The organism is Pseudomonas sp. AM14(2022) (assembly GCF_036346455.1).
In the GTDB taxonomy this organism is placed as follows: Bacteria; Pseudomonadota; Gammaproteobacteria; order Pseudomonadales; family Pseudomonadaceae; genus Aquipseudomonas; species Aquipseudomonas putida_A.
In genome coordinates this window covers 342,783-358,733 of the sequence record NZ_JAOTNY010000001.1, presented here as the reverse complement: position 1 = coordinate 358,733, position 15,951 = coordinate 342,783, and the positions used below count along the sequence as shown (strand labels likewise).

The window sequence follows — 15,951 nt, the reverse complement described above, 5'->3', positions numbered from 1 at the left end:
GTCTTAACCAGAAAAATTAAGCATCCGCTTCGGTTTGCGTTTGATCTTCTCTTCAGACGCATTCAACAGCGCCTGATCCATCAAACTCCCCGCCTTATCCTTATCTGCCGCCCCCGGCAGCACCGGCGGCTTAATCCCGATGCCAGTCCCACTCCCCGGCGACCCACCCGCATTAATCTTCACCACCGGCCCAACCACCGTCACCCCACCGCCATCCAGCTTGATAAAGCTCCCACCCCCGAGAATCGTCAGCTCTGTCCCCGCCTCGATAACAATCTTGTCCCCAGCCTTAAGGTGAATCTCTTTCCCCACGCTGGTCAGCTGCGCCGTGCCCAGCTTCACATGCTGGTTCTGCCCAACCGTCAGGTGATCATCCAGCTTCGCTTCGATCTTGCGGTCGGAGATCGTCGTGCGGTGTTCTTCAGCCTTGAGTTCGGTGTAAGTGTTCTTCACCACCGTGTCATGACGTTCATTACCGACACGAATCTTCTGGTCGTGCTCGATGTTTTCATCCCAATCACGCTGGGCGTGGATGTAGATCTGCTCGGCGCCTTTTTTGTCTTCGATGCGCAGTTCGTTGTAGCCGCCGCCACCCGGGGAGCTGAGGGTTTTGAAAACGCTGCGGGTTTTATTTGCCGGCAGGGCGTACGGCACCGGGTTTTCCTTGTGGTACAGGCAGCCGGTGACGAGGGGTTGGTCGGGGTCGCCTTCGAGGAAGGTGACGAGGACTTCCATGCCGATGCGCGGGATGCTGATGGCGCCGTAGCGGTCGCCGGCCCAGGAGCTGGAGACGCGCAGCCAGCAGCTGGTCTTGTCGTCGGCCAGGCCTTCGCGGTCCCAGTGGAACTGGACTTTGATGCGGCCGTATTGGTCGCAGTGGATTTCTTCGCCTTTGGGGCCGGTGACCATGGCGGTCTGGCTGCCGAGCACGCGCGGTTTCGGGTGTTCGAGGGCCGGGCGGTAGAGCACGTCCCACGGGGTGGCGAGGAAGGTGTTGCGGTAGCCCTGGTGGAAGTCGTCCTTGTTGTCGGTGGTGTCGCTGGTCACGCCTTCTTCGAGGACTTGCGGCTGTTTGCCTTCGTGGAAGATTTCGGTGAGCAGCCACAGGTCGTTCCACTCGCTGCGCGGGTGGTCGGACATGGCCATGAAGTGACCGCTGACCAGTTTGGTCTGGTCGCCGCGACCTTCGGCCTGGCGGTAGTCGGCGCGATGGCGTTCGAGGGCGCGCTGGCTGAGGAACTTGCCGCGCGCGCGGTCGATGAAGCGGCCCGGGTAGTCGTAGTCTTCGAGATCCGGTTCAGTGCTCTCGCCATCCGGTTTGTAAGCCGCTTCCATCTGCAGGCGCGGTTTTTCGAAGTCGTAGTCGCGGCGCGTGGTGCGGCTGGTGCGGGTTTCCAGGCGCAGTTTGAAGCCTTTGATCACCGGTTCTTCGGCGACCATGCCGCTGCCCTGTATGTAAGCAGTCGGCTGGCCGAGGTCGGGAAAGACGGTCTGGTCGTCACCGAACACCAGCAGGTGAGCCTTTTCGCTGTGCTGGAAGTGGTAGTGAATACCCTCCTCTTCGCACAGGCGCTGGACGAAGTGCAGGTCGGTTTCGTCGTACTGCACGCAGTAGTCGCGATCCGGGCAAGGCTGGCTCAGCTGGAAGCTGTAGGCGTTGCCCTTGATCCCGTGTTCGTCGAGGATCAGCGCGATGATTTTCGGCGCCGACATCTGCTGGTAGATGCGCTGGTTGGTGCGGTGATGCAGGTATTGCAGTTGCGGCACCAGCGAGACCTTGTAGCGGGTCAGGCGCTTGCCGGCATCGCCCTGGGCGACGCGGTAGATCTGGCCGTGGATGCCCGAGCCCTGTGGATCGAATGCGAGGAACGCCTGCTTGTGCAGGAGCTTTTCCAGGTCCAGATCGGGGTTTTCGCTGACCAGTTCGAGGTCGAAACGAAACGGCTGGCTGATGCCTTCGGTGCCGGTGAACGACAGCACTTGCAGGTCGCCCACGTAGTCTTCGACCTTGAGGCTGAAGTGGGTTTCGTTAGCTGGGTTGAACATAAAGCGCTCCCTGTTCGAATGTCGTCCGTTACGCCCGAAGTCGCAACCGTTGCAGCCAGGACGAAGTGGCGCCCAAGGCGTCACGCAATTGATCGGCAGTGATGGTGCGTTCTGCCGCATTGAAGCTCAGCGCGGTTCGCAGCGCTGGCCAGCCGTGTTTCGGTAAGTTCGCCGGGGCTTGCAGCTCGCGCTCCAGGTGCTCGTCGCGGGCCTGGGTCGAGGGCAAGCGGCGGAACGGGTGTTTGCCGCTCGCCAGTTCATAGATCACGCAAGCCACGCCGTACACGTCCGCGCTGGCCGACAACGGTTGGCCCTCAAGCAGTTCGGGGGCGGCGTAGCCCGGGGTCCAGGCGTTGAAGCGCTCGCGGCTCAGGTGCGGCAGGCCGGGCAACACGCCCTCGTCTGCCTGGCCGAGACCGAAGTCGAACAGGCGCAGGCCGTCTTCGCTGAGCATGACATTGCTCGGTTTCATGTCACCGTGCAGCACGCCGCGACGGTGGGCGTAGGCCAGCGTGTCGAGCAGCGGCAACGCGATGTCGCGCGTTTCTTTCCACGGCAGGCCGAGAGGCCGCTCGCAGAGCAATTTGTCCAGGGTCAGGCCACGCATGTATTCCATGGTGATGAAGGCCCGCTGGCAGTCGGTATCGACTTCAAAAGTGTGCGCACGCACGACGTTGTCGTGGCGCAGGCGTCGGGTCAGGGCGAACTCGCTGTAAAGCAAGGCACTGGCGTCCGGCGATTCGGCAAATTCTTCGCTGAGGATTTTCAGCGCAATGTAAGGGTCGGGATCGCCGAACTGCTCGTGCAGCAGATCTCGCGCCCGGTAGACCGCGCCCATGCCGCCCGCCCCGAGCAGACGCTCGAGGTGGTAGCGGCCGGCGAGTACGTCCGGCAGTGCACCGATGCTGGCCTTGGTCGGCGCCAGCAACGGCTCGGCGTTGTTTGCCTTGGCGAAGGCGAAGTAGGTCAGGTTGCTGGCCTGCTCTTCGCTCATCAGCAAGTCATCGACTGAGGATTCGATTTCAGTCATTGGCGGATCACCACGGCAGTCAGGTTGTCCCGGGCGGCGCCCCGCAGGGCGCCGTCGAACAGACGTTCCAGCGCCACATGCGGCGCGCTGAGGCTGAGGGCGTTGCCGAGGGCATCGCTGCTCAGGCCCTGATACAAACCATCGCTGCACAGCAAAAACGCATCGCCCGGATAGACCTCGAGTTCGAGGACATCCAGGGTCAGCTGTTCGGCCGCACCGACGGCTCGGGTCAAGGCCTGAGCCGCCGGGTGCGCTGCCGCCTGTTCGACGCTCATCTGTTGCTCGTCGATCAGTTGCTGCTGCAGCGAATGGTCCTTGGACAGCTGATACAGCCGCTGCCCGCGCCACATGTAACAACGGCTATCGCCGGCCCAGATGCAGGCCGCGCGATTGCCTTCCACCAGCAGCGCCACGACGGTGCTGCCCATGATGCTGTCGTGGCGTCCGGCGGTGACCGTCAACTCCTGCCCCAAACGCCGATTCAACCAGTGCAGGCACTGGCGGATGGCTTTGAGGCGCTCGTCGAAGTCCTCGTGTTGCGGCAATTCAGCCAGGCTGGCGACGATCAACTGGCTGGCGATGTCGCCACCCTGATGACCGCCCATGCCGTCCGCGACCACCCACAGCCCCTGCTGTGGCGAGTCGAGGAAGGCATCTTCGTTGCGCGCCCGCACCTTGCCCGGGTCGGTACGCGCCGCGCTGCGCCAGGGACTGGCCACCAGCATCAGAGCTGCACCGGCATACGGAAGGTACGCAGCACGCCCATGTCGAACGGGTTCGGCGTGCGCTGGCTGGTCAGCAGGTAGTTGGCACGCAGGCCACCCACGTCGGCTTTCAGCACCAGCACGTCGCGACCGGTCAGGTACTCGGTCTGCATCAGGTCGAACAGACGGAACAGCGACCATGGGCCGGAGTTCTTCTCGATACCGATCGGACGCCCGGCCATCTTGTCCATCACCAGGCTGGTGCGACCGTCTTCAGCGTCGGTCGGCCACTTGAACGTCATTGGCAGGATCGGACCGTGGCGGTACTCCATGGTCTTGTCGCCGAACTTGAACTCGGAACGGCTCACCGCCGGATCGAGGGTGTACGGCTCCAGTTTGAACTGCACGGTCGGCTCGGCCGGGTTGATCGAGAAGAAGCTCTGGCGAATGGTCAGGGCTGCTGCCATCTGGTCGAGGTACATCTTCGACACCGGCAGGCTGTGACCGTCGACGCTGCGCATCCGGTAGTTGCCCGGATCACCGCTGACGAACGGACGCATGTAGCTGTCGAAGAAGCGATCGACGGTGCCTTGAGCGCGGAAGAACTCGCGGAAATCGCTGATCGCTACGTCGCTGGTGCTGCTGGCGCTGAACGGATAACGCTTGCTGATGGTTTTGCCATACACGCTGTACAGCTCGTTCTGATAACGGCCGTTCAGGTATTGGTAAGCATCGTTGAGCACCAAGCGCCACGAGTCTTCGGCCAGCACGTTGAACCACACGCTCAGCGGACGCGGCAGGCGACCCGAGGCCGCACGCAGGTTGGTCAGCGCATCACGCTGGCCGCTCATGCGGGTTTTCGCCATTTCGAACGCGGCTTGTTCCGGCGTGCTGGAACGGGCCAGACCGGACAGTTGCAGTTGCAGGTCGTTGAGCGCGCTGATGGCCGGGGTGAGGTCTGCGGCCGGGCCGTTGTTGTCATCCAGCAAACGATGCAGCGGCTCGAAGCGACGTTGCAGCGACTTCTTCGCGGTGTCCGGGAGGCTCTTCGCCACGGCCATCGCCGAAGCCTTGTCCGCCACGGCAGACGCCAGTTTGCCGACCTTGCCCAGTTTGCCCTTCTGCCCTGCCAGTGCATCGGCGGCATCACCGGCTTCGTCCACCGGATCGGCAGCAGCCGGGAAGCGCGTGTTCTCGCGCACTTCAGTGAGCAACGCCAGCACCGGCGAGTTGGCCGACGTCAGGCCCGCCAGTTGCTCGGCGCCTTCACCGGCGTCGCTGATCGGCGGCAAGGCCACCTGGCCAACGGCCTCGCTCCAGTAGTTGGCGTAGTCGCGGAAGTACAGCTGCTCCAGTTCGACCATCAGGCGACGCAAGTCCATGTCGCTGATGCCCGCGCCTTCGCCCAGCACCCAGTTGTCACGCAGGATGTCGGTGACCAGCGCCGAACCCTGCACCGAGAAGTACTGCTGATAACCCTGCTGGGTGTAGAAGCCCGGGATCACGTATTCGGTGCCGATGAACAGCGAGCCCTGCGGGCCGAGGTGTTGGCTGAAACGGTATTCCGGCAGGTTGCGCGCCTGCTCGCGGAGCATGCGGTAGACCACGGTGGCCAGCGATTCGGCGCGCAGCACCTGACGAGCCTGAGTCACCAGTTGATCGTTCAGCGGGTAGATGAACGGCTGCTTCAGCAGGCGCTCAAGGTGGGTGTTCAGACCATTCTGCACCGCGGTGTTGCCGGTATAACGCTGCGACCAGTCAGTGGCGACCCAGTCCTTGAGCCACGCCGCGTCACGACGGTCTTTCATGTTCAGCATCAGGTACGCACGCAGGCTGTTGAGCAGCTTGTCGCGGTCCTTCATGTTGGCGCGGATCTGCCCTTCGAGCATCGTCGCGACCCGTGGCAGCAATTGCGCTTCGAGCTCATGTTCGTAGGCTTGCTTGACCACCGGATTGACGTCTTCGCCCTGATACAGACCGCCACGCTCGTGGTACGAGACGTCGTCCTTCTTCGGGAACACCTGAGTCGCGGCGTAGCTTGTATCGAGGGTTTTCAGCACGCCCATCGCATCATCGCGCGGGGTCAGCGCCGAACGCTGCTGAGCCCAGTTCTGCGCCAGTGTGCGCAGGTTTTCCAGCCGCTCGTAGTTGGCCGAGAAACCACCGGCCCAGAGCATGCCGAACAGCGCCAGTGCCGCCAGTGCGCCGACGTACAAAGCACGCTGGCCCCAATGGATGCGGCTGCGCTCGCGCTTGTCGAGGCCGGCCAGATCCGACTCCGGAAAAATCACCCGACTGAACAGATGATGGATGAAGCGCGAACGGCCACTGCGCAGGGTCGGCAGCACGCCGGCACTCATGCCGAGGCTGGCGCCGATGCCGGCGGTGGTCGCGTCCATTTCCTGCGTCAGGTGCGGAGCACTGGTCAGGTAGAAACCACGCAGCAGCGACGCGCGCTGGTAGCGGTTGCCGGTAAACGCCATATCGACGAACAGGCACAGGCGCTCGCCGATCTGCCCCAGTTGATGCGGGAAGTCGAGGATGCGGCCACGGCGCTGGGTATCGCGCTCGGAGTGCATGCGCATGATCACCTGATTGTTCAGGCGCCGCAGCAGCTCTTCGAACTCGCCGCGCAGTACCGCGACGTCGGTGCCGACCTGATCCTTGCGGAAACTGGTACCCAGCACCTGATCGCTTTCTTCGCGGGTCAGTTGATCGAAGAACTCGTCGAACCCGAGCAGCTTGTCCGCCTTGCTCAGTACCAGATACACCGGCACGTCGACGTGCAGTTTCTGATAGACGTCTTGCAGGCGACCGCGCACCTGGCGCGCCAGGGTGTCGATGTCCTGCTCGCTGCCACCGATCAGCGATTCCACCGGAATGGTCACCAGCACACCGTTCAACGGACGCCCGCGACGACGCTTGCGCAGCAGTTCGAGCAAGGTGGTCCAGGCATTGCCGTCGACTTCCGCGTCCGGCTGGGTGGTGTAGCGCCCGGCGGTGTCGATCAGCACACCGTGATCGGCGAAGTACCAGTCGCAATGACGGGTGCCGAGGGTGTCGCGGGTCAGCTTGCGGTCGATCTTGTTGATCGGGAATTCCAGCCCGGAGAAGTCCAGCAGACTGGTCTTGCCGGAAGCCTGAGGACCGATCAGCAGATACCACGGCAAATCGTTGCGCCAGCGTTCGCTGCGGCCGCGATACAGGCTCGAAGTCTTCAGGGTTTTCAGCGCGTCCTTGAAGCGCGCCTTCAACTCTTTCTGCTCTTCTTCGATCAGCTCGTCACGACGGATGCGATCCTGGCCATCTTCGGTTTCTTCGACGGCTTTCTTGCGGATGCCCGCGCGCCAGCTGACGAAGACCATGGTCAGGCCCCAGATCAGGAACAACACGGCGATGGTCAGCAGACGCGAGGTCGCGCTTTCCCAGAACTTGTAGTCATCCACCGCCAACAATGGGCCGACGAACCACACCAGCAGTGCCACGAACAGCACCAGCAGCAGGGTCCAGACCCAGGTCTGGCGCAGGAAGGCGCCGACTTTCTTGAAAAACTTTTTCATCACACGTCCCTGTTTACGGCTGCGACTGCGGTTGCACCGCGGCCGGATCAAGCGGCTGATAAGGTTGCAGAACGGTGTCGCGCTGCTCGCCCAGGACCCAGGCGAAGCCCGAATACATCACCACCAGGCAGACCAGCGTGAACAGCACCACCATCCAAGCCGGCACGATGCGCACCAGGTTGCGGCGCTGATCGTTGAGGCCTTCCCAGTGCGGCGACAACTCGCGCGGCACGTCGCCACGCAACTGACGGATCTGCCGGTACAGGGCGTCGCGGATGCCTTCAAGCTCAAGCATGCCACGCGCCTGCACGCGGTACTTGCCCTCGAAACCGAGGGACAGGCACAGGTACATCAGCTCAAGCATCGGCAGGTGCTTGACCGGGTTCTTCGACAACCGATCAAGCAGTTGGAAGAACTTCTCGCCACCGAAGGTCTCGTTGTGGAAGCTGCTGAGCAGGCTCATCTGCGACCACTCGCTTTCGTTGCCCCACGGCGTGGTCACCACAGCTTCGTCGACCACGGTGCAGAGCACGTAACGGGCAGCCATCACCTGGCTGCTTTCGGCGCCGTTGTGCAGGGCGCGCACTTCGAACAGTTTGAGCCCGGCGGTCAGGCGCTCGTTGAGCGCGTAGAGGTCTTCGCGGGTTTCGCTGTGCTTGAGGCGCACCACTTCCGAGAGCAGTTCGGACGACGCCGCCACCAGCGAATTGAGGCTGATGTTGAACGCCTCCGCCGGGCGCAGGCGCGCGGCGTAGATCATCCGTTCTTCCAGTTGCTCGAAGCGCGGCGGCGCGGCGAAGTCGGTCAGCGGACTGGCTGCCGGTCCGTGGCCCTGACGATCGAGCAGGACGGTTTTGTCGTCCTGGTTGTAATCCGTTTCCTTGATCATGGCGGTCAGTTCCTGATGGCCCAGAATTTCAGTTCAAGCTCGGCGAATTCGCCGGACACGTGGAACGCGAAGCCGCCGGAGCGCTCGAGTTGCGCCAGGTCTTCGGAACTGAGTTCGAGGATGAAGTAGGTTTTGTTCGAGTGGAACGCGATCTGCCGCGGGGCCACCGGCAACGGTTTGACCTTGATCCCCGGCAAGTGCAGGTTGACCAGTTGGCGGATACGCTCCACCGGGCCGACCTTGAGGTGCGCCGGCAAGCGGTGGCGCAGTTCTTCGGAGTCGCAGTTGGCACTTGCCGCCAACACGAACGACGCCGAGCCGAGCAGTTTGTGGTCGTGCAACGGCGACACGATGATGCCGTACTGACGCGCTTGCAGGATCAGTTCGATAGCGTGCTGTTCGAGCACCATCGACAGCACCTGACGAATCGCTTCCATCAGTTTGCGGAAGCTCGCGCCCTGATCGGCGTGGGAATAGCGGCTGTCCAGACGCGGGCGCTTGCTGTCGCTGGAGAAGGTCGCCAGATCGCCAAGCATGGTCAGCAGCGTGCGGTACAACTCTTCCGGGTGCACTTGCTCCAGACCGAGGTAATGGCGCAGCAGCAGTTCGGTACGGTTGATCAGTTGCAGCATCATGAAGTCGCCGACTTCAGCACCGCCGACCTTGCCATTGGAGCGAATCCGCTCGGCAATCGTGTCGCCCCGGTGGTTGAGCATGCTGATGACTTCTTTGAGGCACGACAGCAGATAGCTGGAAGCATGAGCCTGGATGTAGGTCGGCACGAAATCCGGATCGAGGCTGATCACGCCATCAGGCGTGGTGTCGAGTACGTCGCAGATTTTCAGCTTCACGTAGGCCTGATCGCTCTGCTGCTCGCCGAGCAACAGTTTGAAATCCGGGCGGCCACAGCTGACCTGGCTGGCGGAATCATCGCCGGCGTTGGAGTCGGCCACTTCGGCGTCGTACGCGGTATAACGTGCGAGCACGTCGGACTGCTCCGGGCGGCGCGCTTCGATGTGGTTCCCGGTGACCAGCGGCAGCGCCAGGTAAATCGGCGTGTTACCGGTGTTCGGCGGCACGTCCAGCGCCAGCGGCTCGGTGTTGCCGCCGAGTTCGAACAGGCTGCCGTCCGGCAGGATCCCCGAGGCGGCACTGATCACCAGTTTGCCCATGTTGAGGAACTGCAGGTCGATCTCCAGATTGAGGAAACCCCAGGTGTAGCCACCCAGCAACTGGGTGCGGGTTTTCATCTGGTGATCGTAATAGCGATCGTTGTGCTGGAAGTGCTGCGGCCGCAGCAACATGCCTTCCTGCCAAATGACTTTATGGGTATTCATGTTCAGTCATCCGCCTTGGCGAGCGCTTCATGGGTGTTGCGGATACCGGCCTGATCGAGGGTCAGATCGGCCTCGGTCAGCTCCAGCGGGGTGACCTGAACGGTGTAGCGCCACTTGGTTTCCGGCAGATCACGGTACGCAGCGAGAACGCCGACGTAGCGGCTGCCCTCCTCCACGCTGAGTTTCATTTCCACGGTTTCACCCGGGCGCAGTTCGAGTTCTTCGCTGGCCACCAGATCCGGGTTGAGGGATTCCTTGGCGCGCTCGTAGAGGCTGAAGAAATCAGCGTTCTCGAAAGTCACCGGGTGCTTGAGTTCGAACAGGCGCACGACGATCGGCGAAGGACGGCCGTTGAGGTCCGGGTTGAGCTGATCGCTGCCGGTCAGCTTCAGATTGATCTTGGTCACTTTCGAGTACGGCGACAGCGACGAGCAACCGGCGAGCAGCACCAGCACGGTGAGCGCAGTCAGCGTCTTGAAAAAAGCGGTCGAGCGGCGAGACATGCGCATCATCCTTGGTGGTCGGTGTGGAGGGTGGAGATCAGGCGGATCTGTTCTTCGTAGGCCTGGGCGAAGTCGCGGGCCAGCAGACGCTCGCTCCAGTCATCGTCCTGACGCAGGGCCTGGTGGTAACGGCCGAACGCTCTCCAGCGTCCGCCCGAGGTGGCGATCAACGGCTTGTTGTCGCGCTCGAAACGCAGGGTCAACAGCTCTGGCGAGAAGTGCTCCAGCGTGCCGCGCACGGCGGCGCGGCTGGCGGTGAGCAGCGCGACCTGATGCGCTTGCAGATCGCGGAATGCACGGGAGATCGCCTGCTCGGCCGGCAAGTGCCCGGGCTTGTGCGGCTGCAACAGAATCTCCAGCGCTTCGCTCGGATCGACGGCGAATTTCAGCGGGTTCTTGTTGGTGCCTTGCACGGTGGTCTGGGCCAGACGCAGTTCGTTCTTCAGCTCCGAACGAGTGCGCAGGCTCTGCTGCAAACCGCCGATGCTCTGGCGCAGCAGACGCGCGGCATTCAGCGCCAAGGCTTCGCGGGCGTCGTGATCCAGACCTTTGACATCCACGCCCAGCGCCGCGCCGAAATGCTCCCAGAAACCTTCGCTCTGACGCTCGACGGCTTTCGGGGCCGGAGCTGGCTCGGGCTCAACCGGGGCGATCAGCTCCGGCACCATCAGGCTTTCCATGTCGATGCGCGCGTAGTCGGCACGCTGACGGGAGTCCTCGGGCTTGGCGGTCGGTGCCAACAGTTCGTCGATCTCCGAATAGACGCGCTCTTGCTGTTCGATCGCGTTCAGCGGATCAAGATCGAGGAAGGCGTCGTCCGGAATGATGCTGCCGGCGGCACGCGGACGACCGACTTCACCGTCGAAGGTCGCCGGGTCACGCACCAGCCGCGCACGAATCTCGAAGTCACCGAGCACGTAGGTGCTGCCGTGCTCGATGCGCACCGGTTCGCCCTTGTGCAGGCGTGCGCCGCTGCCGCCGTCCTGGACGCCGTTGCTGCTGGTGTCGGTGAGGAAAAACGTGCCCTCGCGGTAGCTGACAATCGCGTGGTGATTGGACAGATGCCGCTTGCGGTCAGGAATGATCCAGTCGCAGTCCTCGCCCCGCCCGATCACGCCGCCGGCCTGTTTGAAGGTCTTCTGGCACAACTCGGTGGGCACGAACTGCTTGGTGTTCAGCATTTCGAAAACCAGTTCCATGTTTGATGCTCCTTGCGGTCACTTGCCGCGATTGACCGCTTGCGGATCACCCAACGGGCGATAGTCGTTGTCGTTGAATTTGTAATTGCCGCTACAGCCGCCAAGGCCGCATAGAACGACGAGGGTCAGCAGGACAGCGTGCCAGTGACGAACAGACATCAGAGGGTCTCCAGGGGTAGACAAAGCACAAAGCGCCGACCCTTGCGGGCGGCGCTGAAATTAATTCTTTGAGTAGTCTCGAAGGCTCTACATCGGGGCCTTCGAGCCATCACAAGGGATATACCGATCCTCTGTGGCGAGGGAGCTTGCTCCCGCCGGGCTGCGAAGCGGCCCCGAAACCAGACGCTGCGCTGCATCAGGGAAACCGGGCTCTGCGGGTCGCGACTGCTGCGCAGCCGAGCGGGAGCAAGCTCCCTCGCCACAGGTAATCTGCAAGCCCCAAGCAAATCATTGGCCACAGGAATACGGCTCGACGCAGCGATCAATTTCACGTCAACCATCGAAGTCACCCAAATTGATATTCAACCGCCCGAGGCGGTACAGCAGCGTGCGGCGCGGCAGGCCCAGTTCGCGGGCAGCGAGGGTCTGGTTGCCGTCGTTCTTGCGCAGGCAGTCGAGCAACAGCGTGCGTTCGACCTTTTCCAGGCGCTCGCGCAGATTCAGGCCGCTGTGGTCTTCCGGTATCGGCTCCATGCGCAGGGAGAAATGCTCGGCCAGCAACTCGCCGCCCTCGCACAACAGCACCGCGCGTTCGACCAGTGCCTTGAGTTCGCGCACGTTGCCGGGGAAGGTGTAACCGGACAGGTGCTCCAGCGCCGCGCTCGACCAGCGCACCGGATCACGCTGCAAATACGCGCAGGTCTTCTCGGCAAAGTGCTGAGCCAGTTCGAGGATGTCGCCTTCGCGCTGACGCAGGGCCGGCAGCTCGATCGGGAATTGTGCGAGGCGGTAATACAAGTCCTCGCGGAATTTGCCTTCGCTGACCAGCGTCGACAGATCGCGGTGGGTCGCGGCGATGATGCGCACATCGATCTTGTGCGTGTCGTTGGAACCCAGCGGGCGAATCTCGCCCTCCTGCAACACCCGCAGAATCTTCGCTTGCAGCGACAGCGGCATGTCACCGATCTCGTCGAGCAACAGCGTGCCGCCGTTGGCCGCATCGAACAGCCCCGCGCGGTCACGGTCAGCACCGGTGAAAGCACCTTTGCGATAGCCGAACAGTTCGCTTTCCAGCAGGTTTTCCGGGACGGCCGCGCAGTTCTGCACGATGAACGCCTGAGAGCGGCGCGGGCCGCAATCGTGAATCGCTCGGGCCACGACTTCCTTGCCGGTCCCGGTTTCGCCGCGCAACAGCACGGTGTACGGGCTGTGCAGGACTTTGCTGATCAGCGAATGGGTCTGGCGCATGGCGGCGCTTTTGCCGATCAGGCCGTAACCACTGATGCTCGGCACACTGCGCGCCACCGTGGCCGACTCTGCCTGCGGCTGACGCAGACGCTGCAGCAAGTGCAATTGACCGAGCACGAACGAGCCGAGCTGACCGAGCGAATCGGCAAATCCTTGCAGGTCAACGCGACGACGACTGGCGCACAGCAGCAAGCCTTCGACCGCTTTGTGCTGATTGACCAGCGGCACGCACAGCAGCGATTGCCACGGTGTCGCCACGGCCGGCAGAAAACTGGTTTCGTGCAGGCTGCCGCTCAGGTCGTCCAGGCACACCACACGGTTCTGACACAGGGCAAACTGCAGCAGCTGCTCACCGTTGTAGTCCGCCGGCAGGCTGGTGGCGGCGCGCGGTTGCAGCGCGCCGTCGAGGCATTCGGCGTTCATCCCCAGGCAAGTGTGGGTGGCGTCGAGCAGGTACAGCTGGGTCAGTTCGCAACCGCTCAGTTCGGCCAGCCCACGCACGAAGTCACCCAGCAGCGCAGCACCGTCCGCCGCGCGCGACAGGCTGGCGAACTGCGCCAGCAAGGCTTCGGCATAGACCAGTGGCTGCGGCACTTGAGTGAACATCACACCCACCTCAGGCGAACTCGCACGTCACGCTGGCGTTGCCGTCGAGCGTGGCATGCACACGCTTGAGGCTTTCACCGGTGGCCATCGCATCGAGCAAGCGGTCGGCCACCAGCGGCAGCACGTGCTGATCGAGCAAATGGTCGATCAGGCGCGCGCCGCTTTCGCTTTGCGTGCAGCGCTCGGACAGGTGATCGACGAGGTTCTGGCACCAGCTGAAATCCAGCTGACGGCGGTTGAGGCGCTCGCCGAGACGACCGAGTTTGATCTCGATCAGCTCGCGCAGCACCGGGCCGCCCACCGGGTAGTACGGCACCACTTTCATCCGCGCCAGCAGCGCCGGTTTGAAGTGTTTGCTCAGCACCGGGCGAATGGTCTCTTCGAGCAGCTCGGCGGTCGGGCGGGCGCCGTTTTCGCAGAGGTCGCTGATCTTGTCGCTACCGAGGTTCGAGGTCATCAGGATCAAGGTGTTGCGGAAGTCGATCTCGCGACCTTCGCCGTCGTTGGCCACGCCCTTGTCGAAGATTTGGTAGAACAGGTTGAGCACGTCCGGATCGGCCTTCTCGACTTCATCGAGCAGCACCACCGAGTACGGCTTCTGGCGCACAGCTTCGGTGAGCATGCCGCCCTCGCCGTAACCGACGTAGCCCGGTGGCGCACCGATCAGACGCGAGACGGTGTGCTTCTCCTGGAATTCGGACATGTTGATGGTGGTGATGAAACGGTCGCCGCCGTACAGCAGGTCAGCCAGGGCCAGCGCGGTTTCGGTCTTGCCGACGCCGCTCGGGCCGACCAGCAGGAACACGCCGACCGGTGCGTCAGGCTTGTTCAGGCCGGCGGCAGTGGCGCGCATCGAGCGATCCAGTGCGTGCACGGCTTGTTCCTGACCACGGATGCGCGTGCGCAGGTCGGTGGCGAAACTCGCGACCTTGGCGTTGTGTTCGCGGGCCAGTTGCGCCAGCGGCACGCCGGTCCAGGCGCTGATCACTTCGGCCACCAGACGCGGGCAGACTTCGAAGCTGACCAGACGCTCTTTGACCTGCGCAGCGGTCAGGGCGCTGTGGGTCTGGTGCAGTTCGGCTTCCAGCGCTTCGACGCTCTGGCCTTCCTCGACCTCGGCGGCGATGGTTTCGATCACCGTGCCTTCGGCGTCTTCTTCAACGCTGACGGTCGGCTCGACGGCGGCAGCTTCGCGAGCCTTGGCCAGTTGCTGGCGCAGTTCCAGCAGGCGCTCGGCCAACTGCTTCTGTTCGGTCCACAGGGTTTCCAGCGCGACCATTTCGCTTTCCGCCTCGTCGAGCCGCGCTTCCAGCGCATCCAACGCTTCGTGGTCGATCAGCAGACCAGCCTCGGCATCGCGACGCAGGGCCTGACGCTGACGGCCACCTTCGGCCAGTTCGCCACGCAGGCGTTCGAGGCTTTCCGGGGCGGCGGCGAGGCTGATGCGCACGCGGGCACACGCGGTGTCGAGCACGTCGACAGCTTTGTCCGGCAGTTGGCGACCGGCCAGATAGCGGGCGGACAACTCGGCAGCGGAGACCACCGCGTCATCCCGCAGGTAGATGCCGTGGCTCTTTTCGTAGACTTGCGCCAGACCACGGAGAATGGTCACCGCTTCGCTGACGGTCGGCTCATGCAACTGCACCGGTTGGAAACGCCGAGCCAGCGCCGGATCCTTCTCGAAATATTTCTTGTACTCGGCCCAAGTGGTAGCGGCGATGGTGCGCAGTTCGCCACGGGCCAGTGCCGGTTTCAGCAGGTTGGCCGCGTCGGAACCACCAGCATTGCCGCCCGCGCCGATCAGGGTGTGGGCTTCGTCGATGAACAGGATGATCGGTTTCGGCGAGGCTTTGACTTCGTCGATCACGCCTTTGAGGCGACGCTCGAACTCACCTTTGACGCTGGCGCCAGCCTGCAGCAGGCCCATGTCCAGCGACAGCAGCTCGACGCCCTTGAGCACCTGCGGCACTTCACCGGCAGCGATGCGCGAGGCCAGGCCTTCGACGATGGCGGTCTTACCCACGCCAGCCTCGCCGACCACGATCGGGTTGTTCTTGCGGCGACGGGCGAGGATGTCGACCATCTGTCGAATCGCGCCATCGCGGCACAGCACCGGGTCGAGTTTGCCGTCGCGGGCCTGTTGGGTCAGGTTGTGAGTGAAGCGCTGCAGCAGCGATTCGCCCTGCGCCGCCGGCTTGCCGTTAGCGGCCGGTTGCTCCTGTTGCGACAAGGCAAATTCCTTCAGGCGATCGATGTTCAACTTGGCGAGCAGCGGCTGGTAACGGCTGCCGGCGTAGCGCATCGGGTTGCGCAGCAGCGCGAGGATCAGCGCAGCGTCTTCGACCTGGGTCTGACCCAGTTCAAGGTTCGCCACCAGCAGTGCGTCTTGCAGCCATTGCACCAGTTCCGGGGCGAACACCGGGTTGCGCGAGGCGCTGTGTTCAACGCGAGATTGCAGTGCGGCGCTCAGTTCACCGGCATCGACATCCGCATCCTGCAAGGCGCGCGACAGCAAGCCGTTCGGACGCTCCAGCAGCCCCAGCAGCAGGTCTTCAACGAGGATCTTGCTGCCGCCACGGGCCACGCAACGTTCGGCCGAACGTTCCAGGTCACGACGGGTTTCGGCGTCCAGCGCCTGGATGAGTTGTTGCAGGTCTACGTTGATCATGG

At 63.1% G+C, this 15,951-nt stretch carries 11 protein-coding genes; all 11 read right to left on the bottom strand.

What is annotated here, in order from left to right:
* Nucleotides 1-3 precede the first annotated feature (3 nt).
* The 11 genes from V3W27_RS01635 to tssH all read right to left on the bottom strand — a co-directional run bounded on the left by V3W27_RS01635 (nt 4) and on the right by tssH (nt 15,949).
* Nucleotides 4-2,046, bottom strand: coding sequence for a type VI secretion system Vgr family protein (locus tag V3W27_RS01635; RefSeq protein ID WP_330205781.1), 2,043 nt, complete (start codon nt 2,044-2,046; stop codon nt 4-6).
* Nucleotides 2,047-2,074: 28 nt separating this feature from the next.
* Nucleotides 2,075-3,076, bottom strand: coding sequence for a serine/threonine-protein kinase (locus tag V3W27_RS01630; RefSeq protein WP_027610390.1), 1,002 nt, complete (start codon nt 3,074-3,076; stop codon nt 2,075-2,077).
* Nucleotides 3,073-3,801: a PP2C family protein-serine/threonine phosphatase gene (locus V3W27_RS01625; protein ID WP_027610389.1), complete on the bottom strand. Its 729-nt coding sequence runs from the start codon at nt 3,799-3,801 to the stop codon at nt 3,073-3,075. Before V3W27_RS01625 ends, V3W27_RS01630 begins: the two co-directional genes overlap by 4 nt.
* On the bottom strand, nt 3,801-7,340 hold the full coding sequence (tssM, locus tag V3W27_RS01620) for a type VI secretion system membrane subunit TssM (RefSeq protein ID WP_330205780.1): 3,540 nt from the start codon (nt 7,338-7,340) through the stop codon (nt 3,801-3,803). The genes V3W27_RS01625 and tssM overlap by 1 nt, the downstream gene beginning before the upstream one ends.
* A gap of 13 nt (nt 7,341-7,353) precedes the next feature.
* Nucleotides 7,354-8,229, bottom strand: a complete 876-nt coding sequence (icmH, locus tag V3W27_RS01615; protein WP_003229559.1) for a type IVB secretion system protein IcmH/DotU — start codon at nt 8,227-8,229, stop codon at nt 7,354-7,356.
* A 5-nt stretch (nt 8,230-8,234) separates the two neighbouring features.
* Nucleotides 8,235-9,566, bottom strand: a complete 1,332-nt coding sequence (tssK, locus tag V3W27_RS01610) for a type VI secretion system baseplate subunit TssK (protein WP_007962327.1) — start codon at nt 9,564-9,566, stop codon at nt 8,235-8,237.
* Nucleotides 9,567-9,568: 2 nt separating this feature from the next.
* Nucleotides 9,569-10,069, bottom strand: a complete 501-nt coding sequence (gene tssJ / locus V3W27_RS01605; protein ID WP_007962325.1) for a type VI secretion system lipoprotein TssJ — start codon at nt 10,067-10,069, stop codon at nt 9,569-9,571.
* A gap of 5 nt (nt 10,070-10,074) precedes the next feature.
* Nucleotides 10,075-11,268 (bottom strand): type VI secretion system-associated FHA domain protein TagH, encoded by a 1,194-nt coding sequence (gene tagH, locus V3W27_RS01600; RefSeq protein WP_330205779.1) that lies wholly within the window; start codon nt 11,266-11,268, stop codon nt 10,075-10,077.
* Nucleotides 11,269-11,286: 18 nt separating this feature from the next.
* Nucleotides 11,287-11,427: a hypothetical protein gene (locus V3W27_RS01595; RefSeq protein ID WP_003229566.1), complete on the bottom strand. Its 141-nt coding sequence runs from the start codon at nt 11,425-11,427 to the stop codon at nt 11,287-11,289.
* A gap of 333 nt (nt 11,428-11,760) precedes the next feature.
* On the bottom strand, nt 11,761-13,281 hold the full coding sequence (locus V3W27_RS01590; RefSeq protein WP_330205778.1) for a sigma-54 interaction domain-containing protein: 1,521 nt from the start codon (nt 13,279-13,281) through the stop codon (nt 11,761-11,763).
* Between the two features lie 10 nt (nt 13,282-13,291).
* Entirely contained in the window at nt 13,292-15,949 is a 2,658-nt protein-coding gene (gene tssH / locus V3W27_RS01585; protein WP_027610385.1) for a type VI secretion system ATPase TssH, read from the bottom strand.
* Nucleotides 15,950-15,951: the final 2 nt, after the last annotated feature.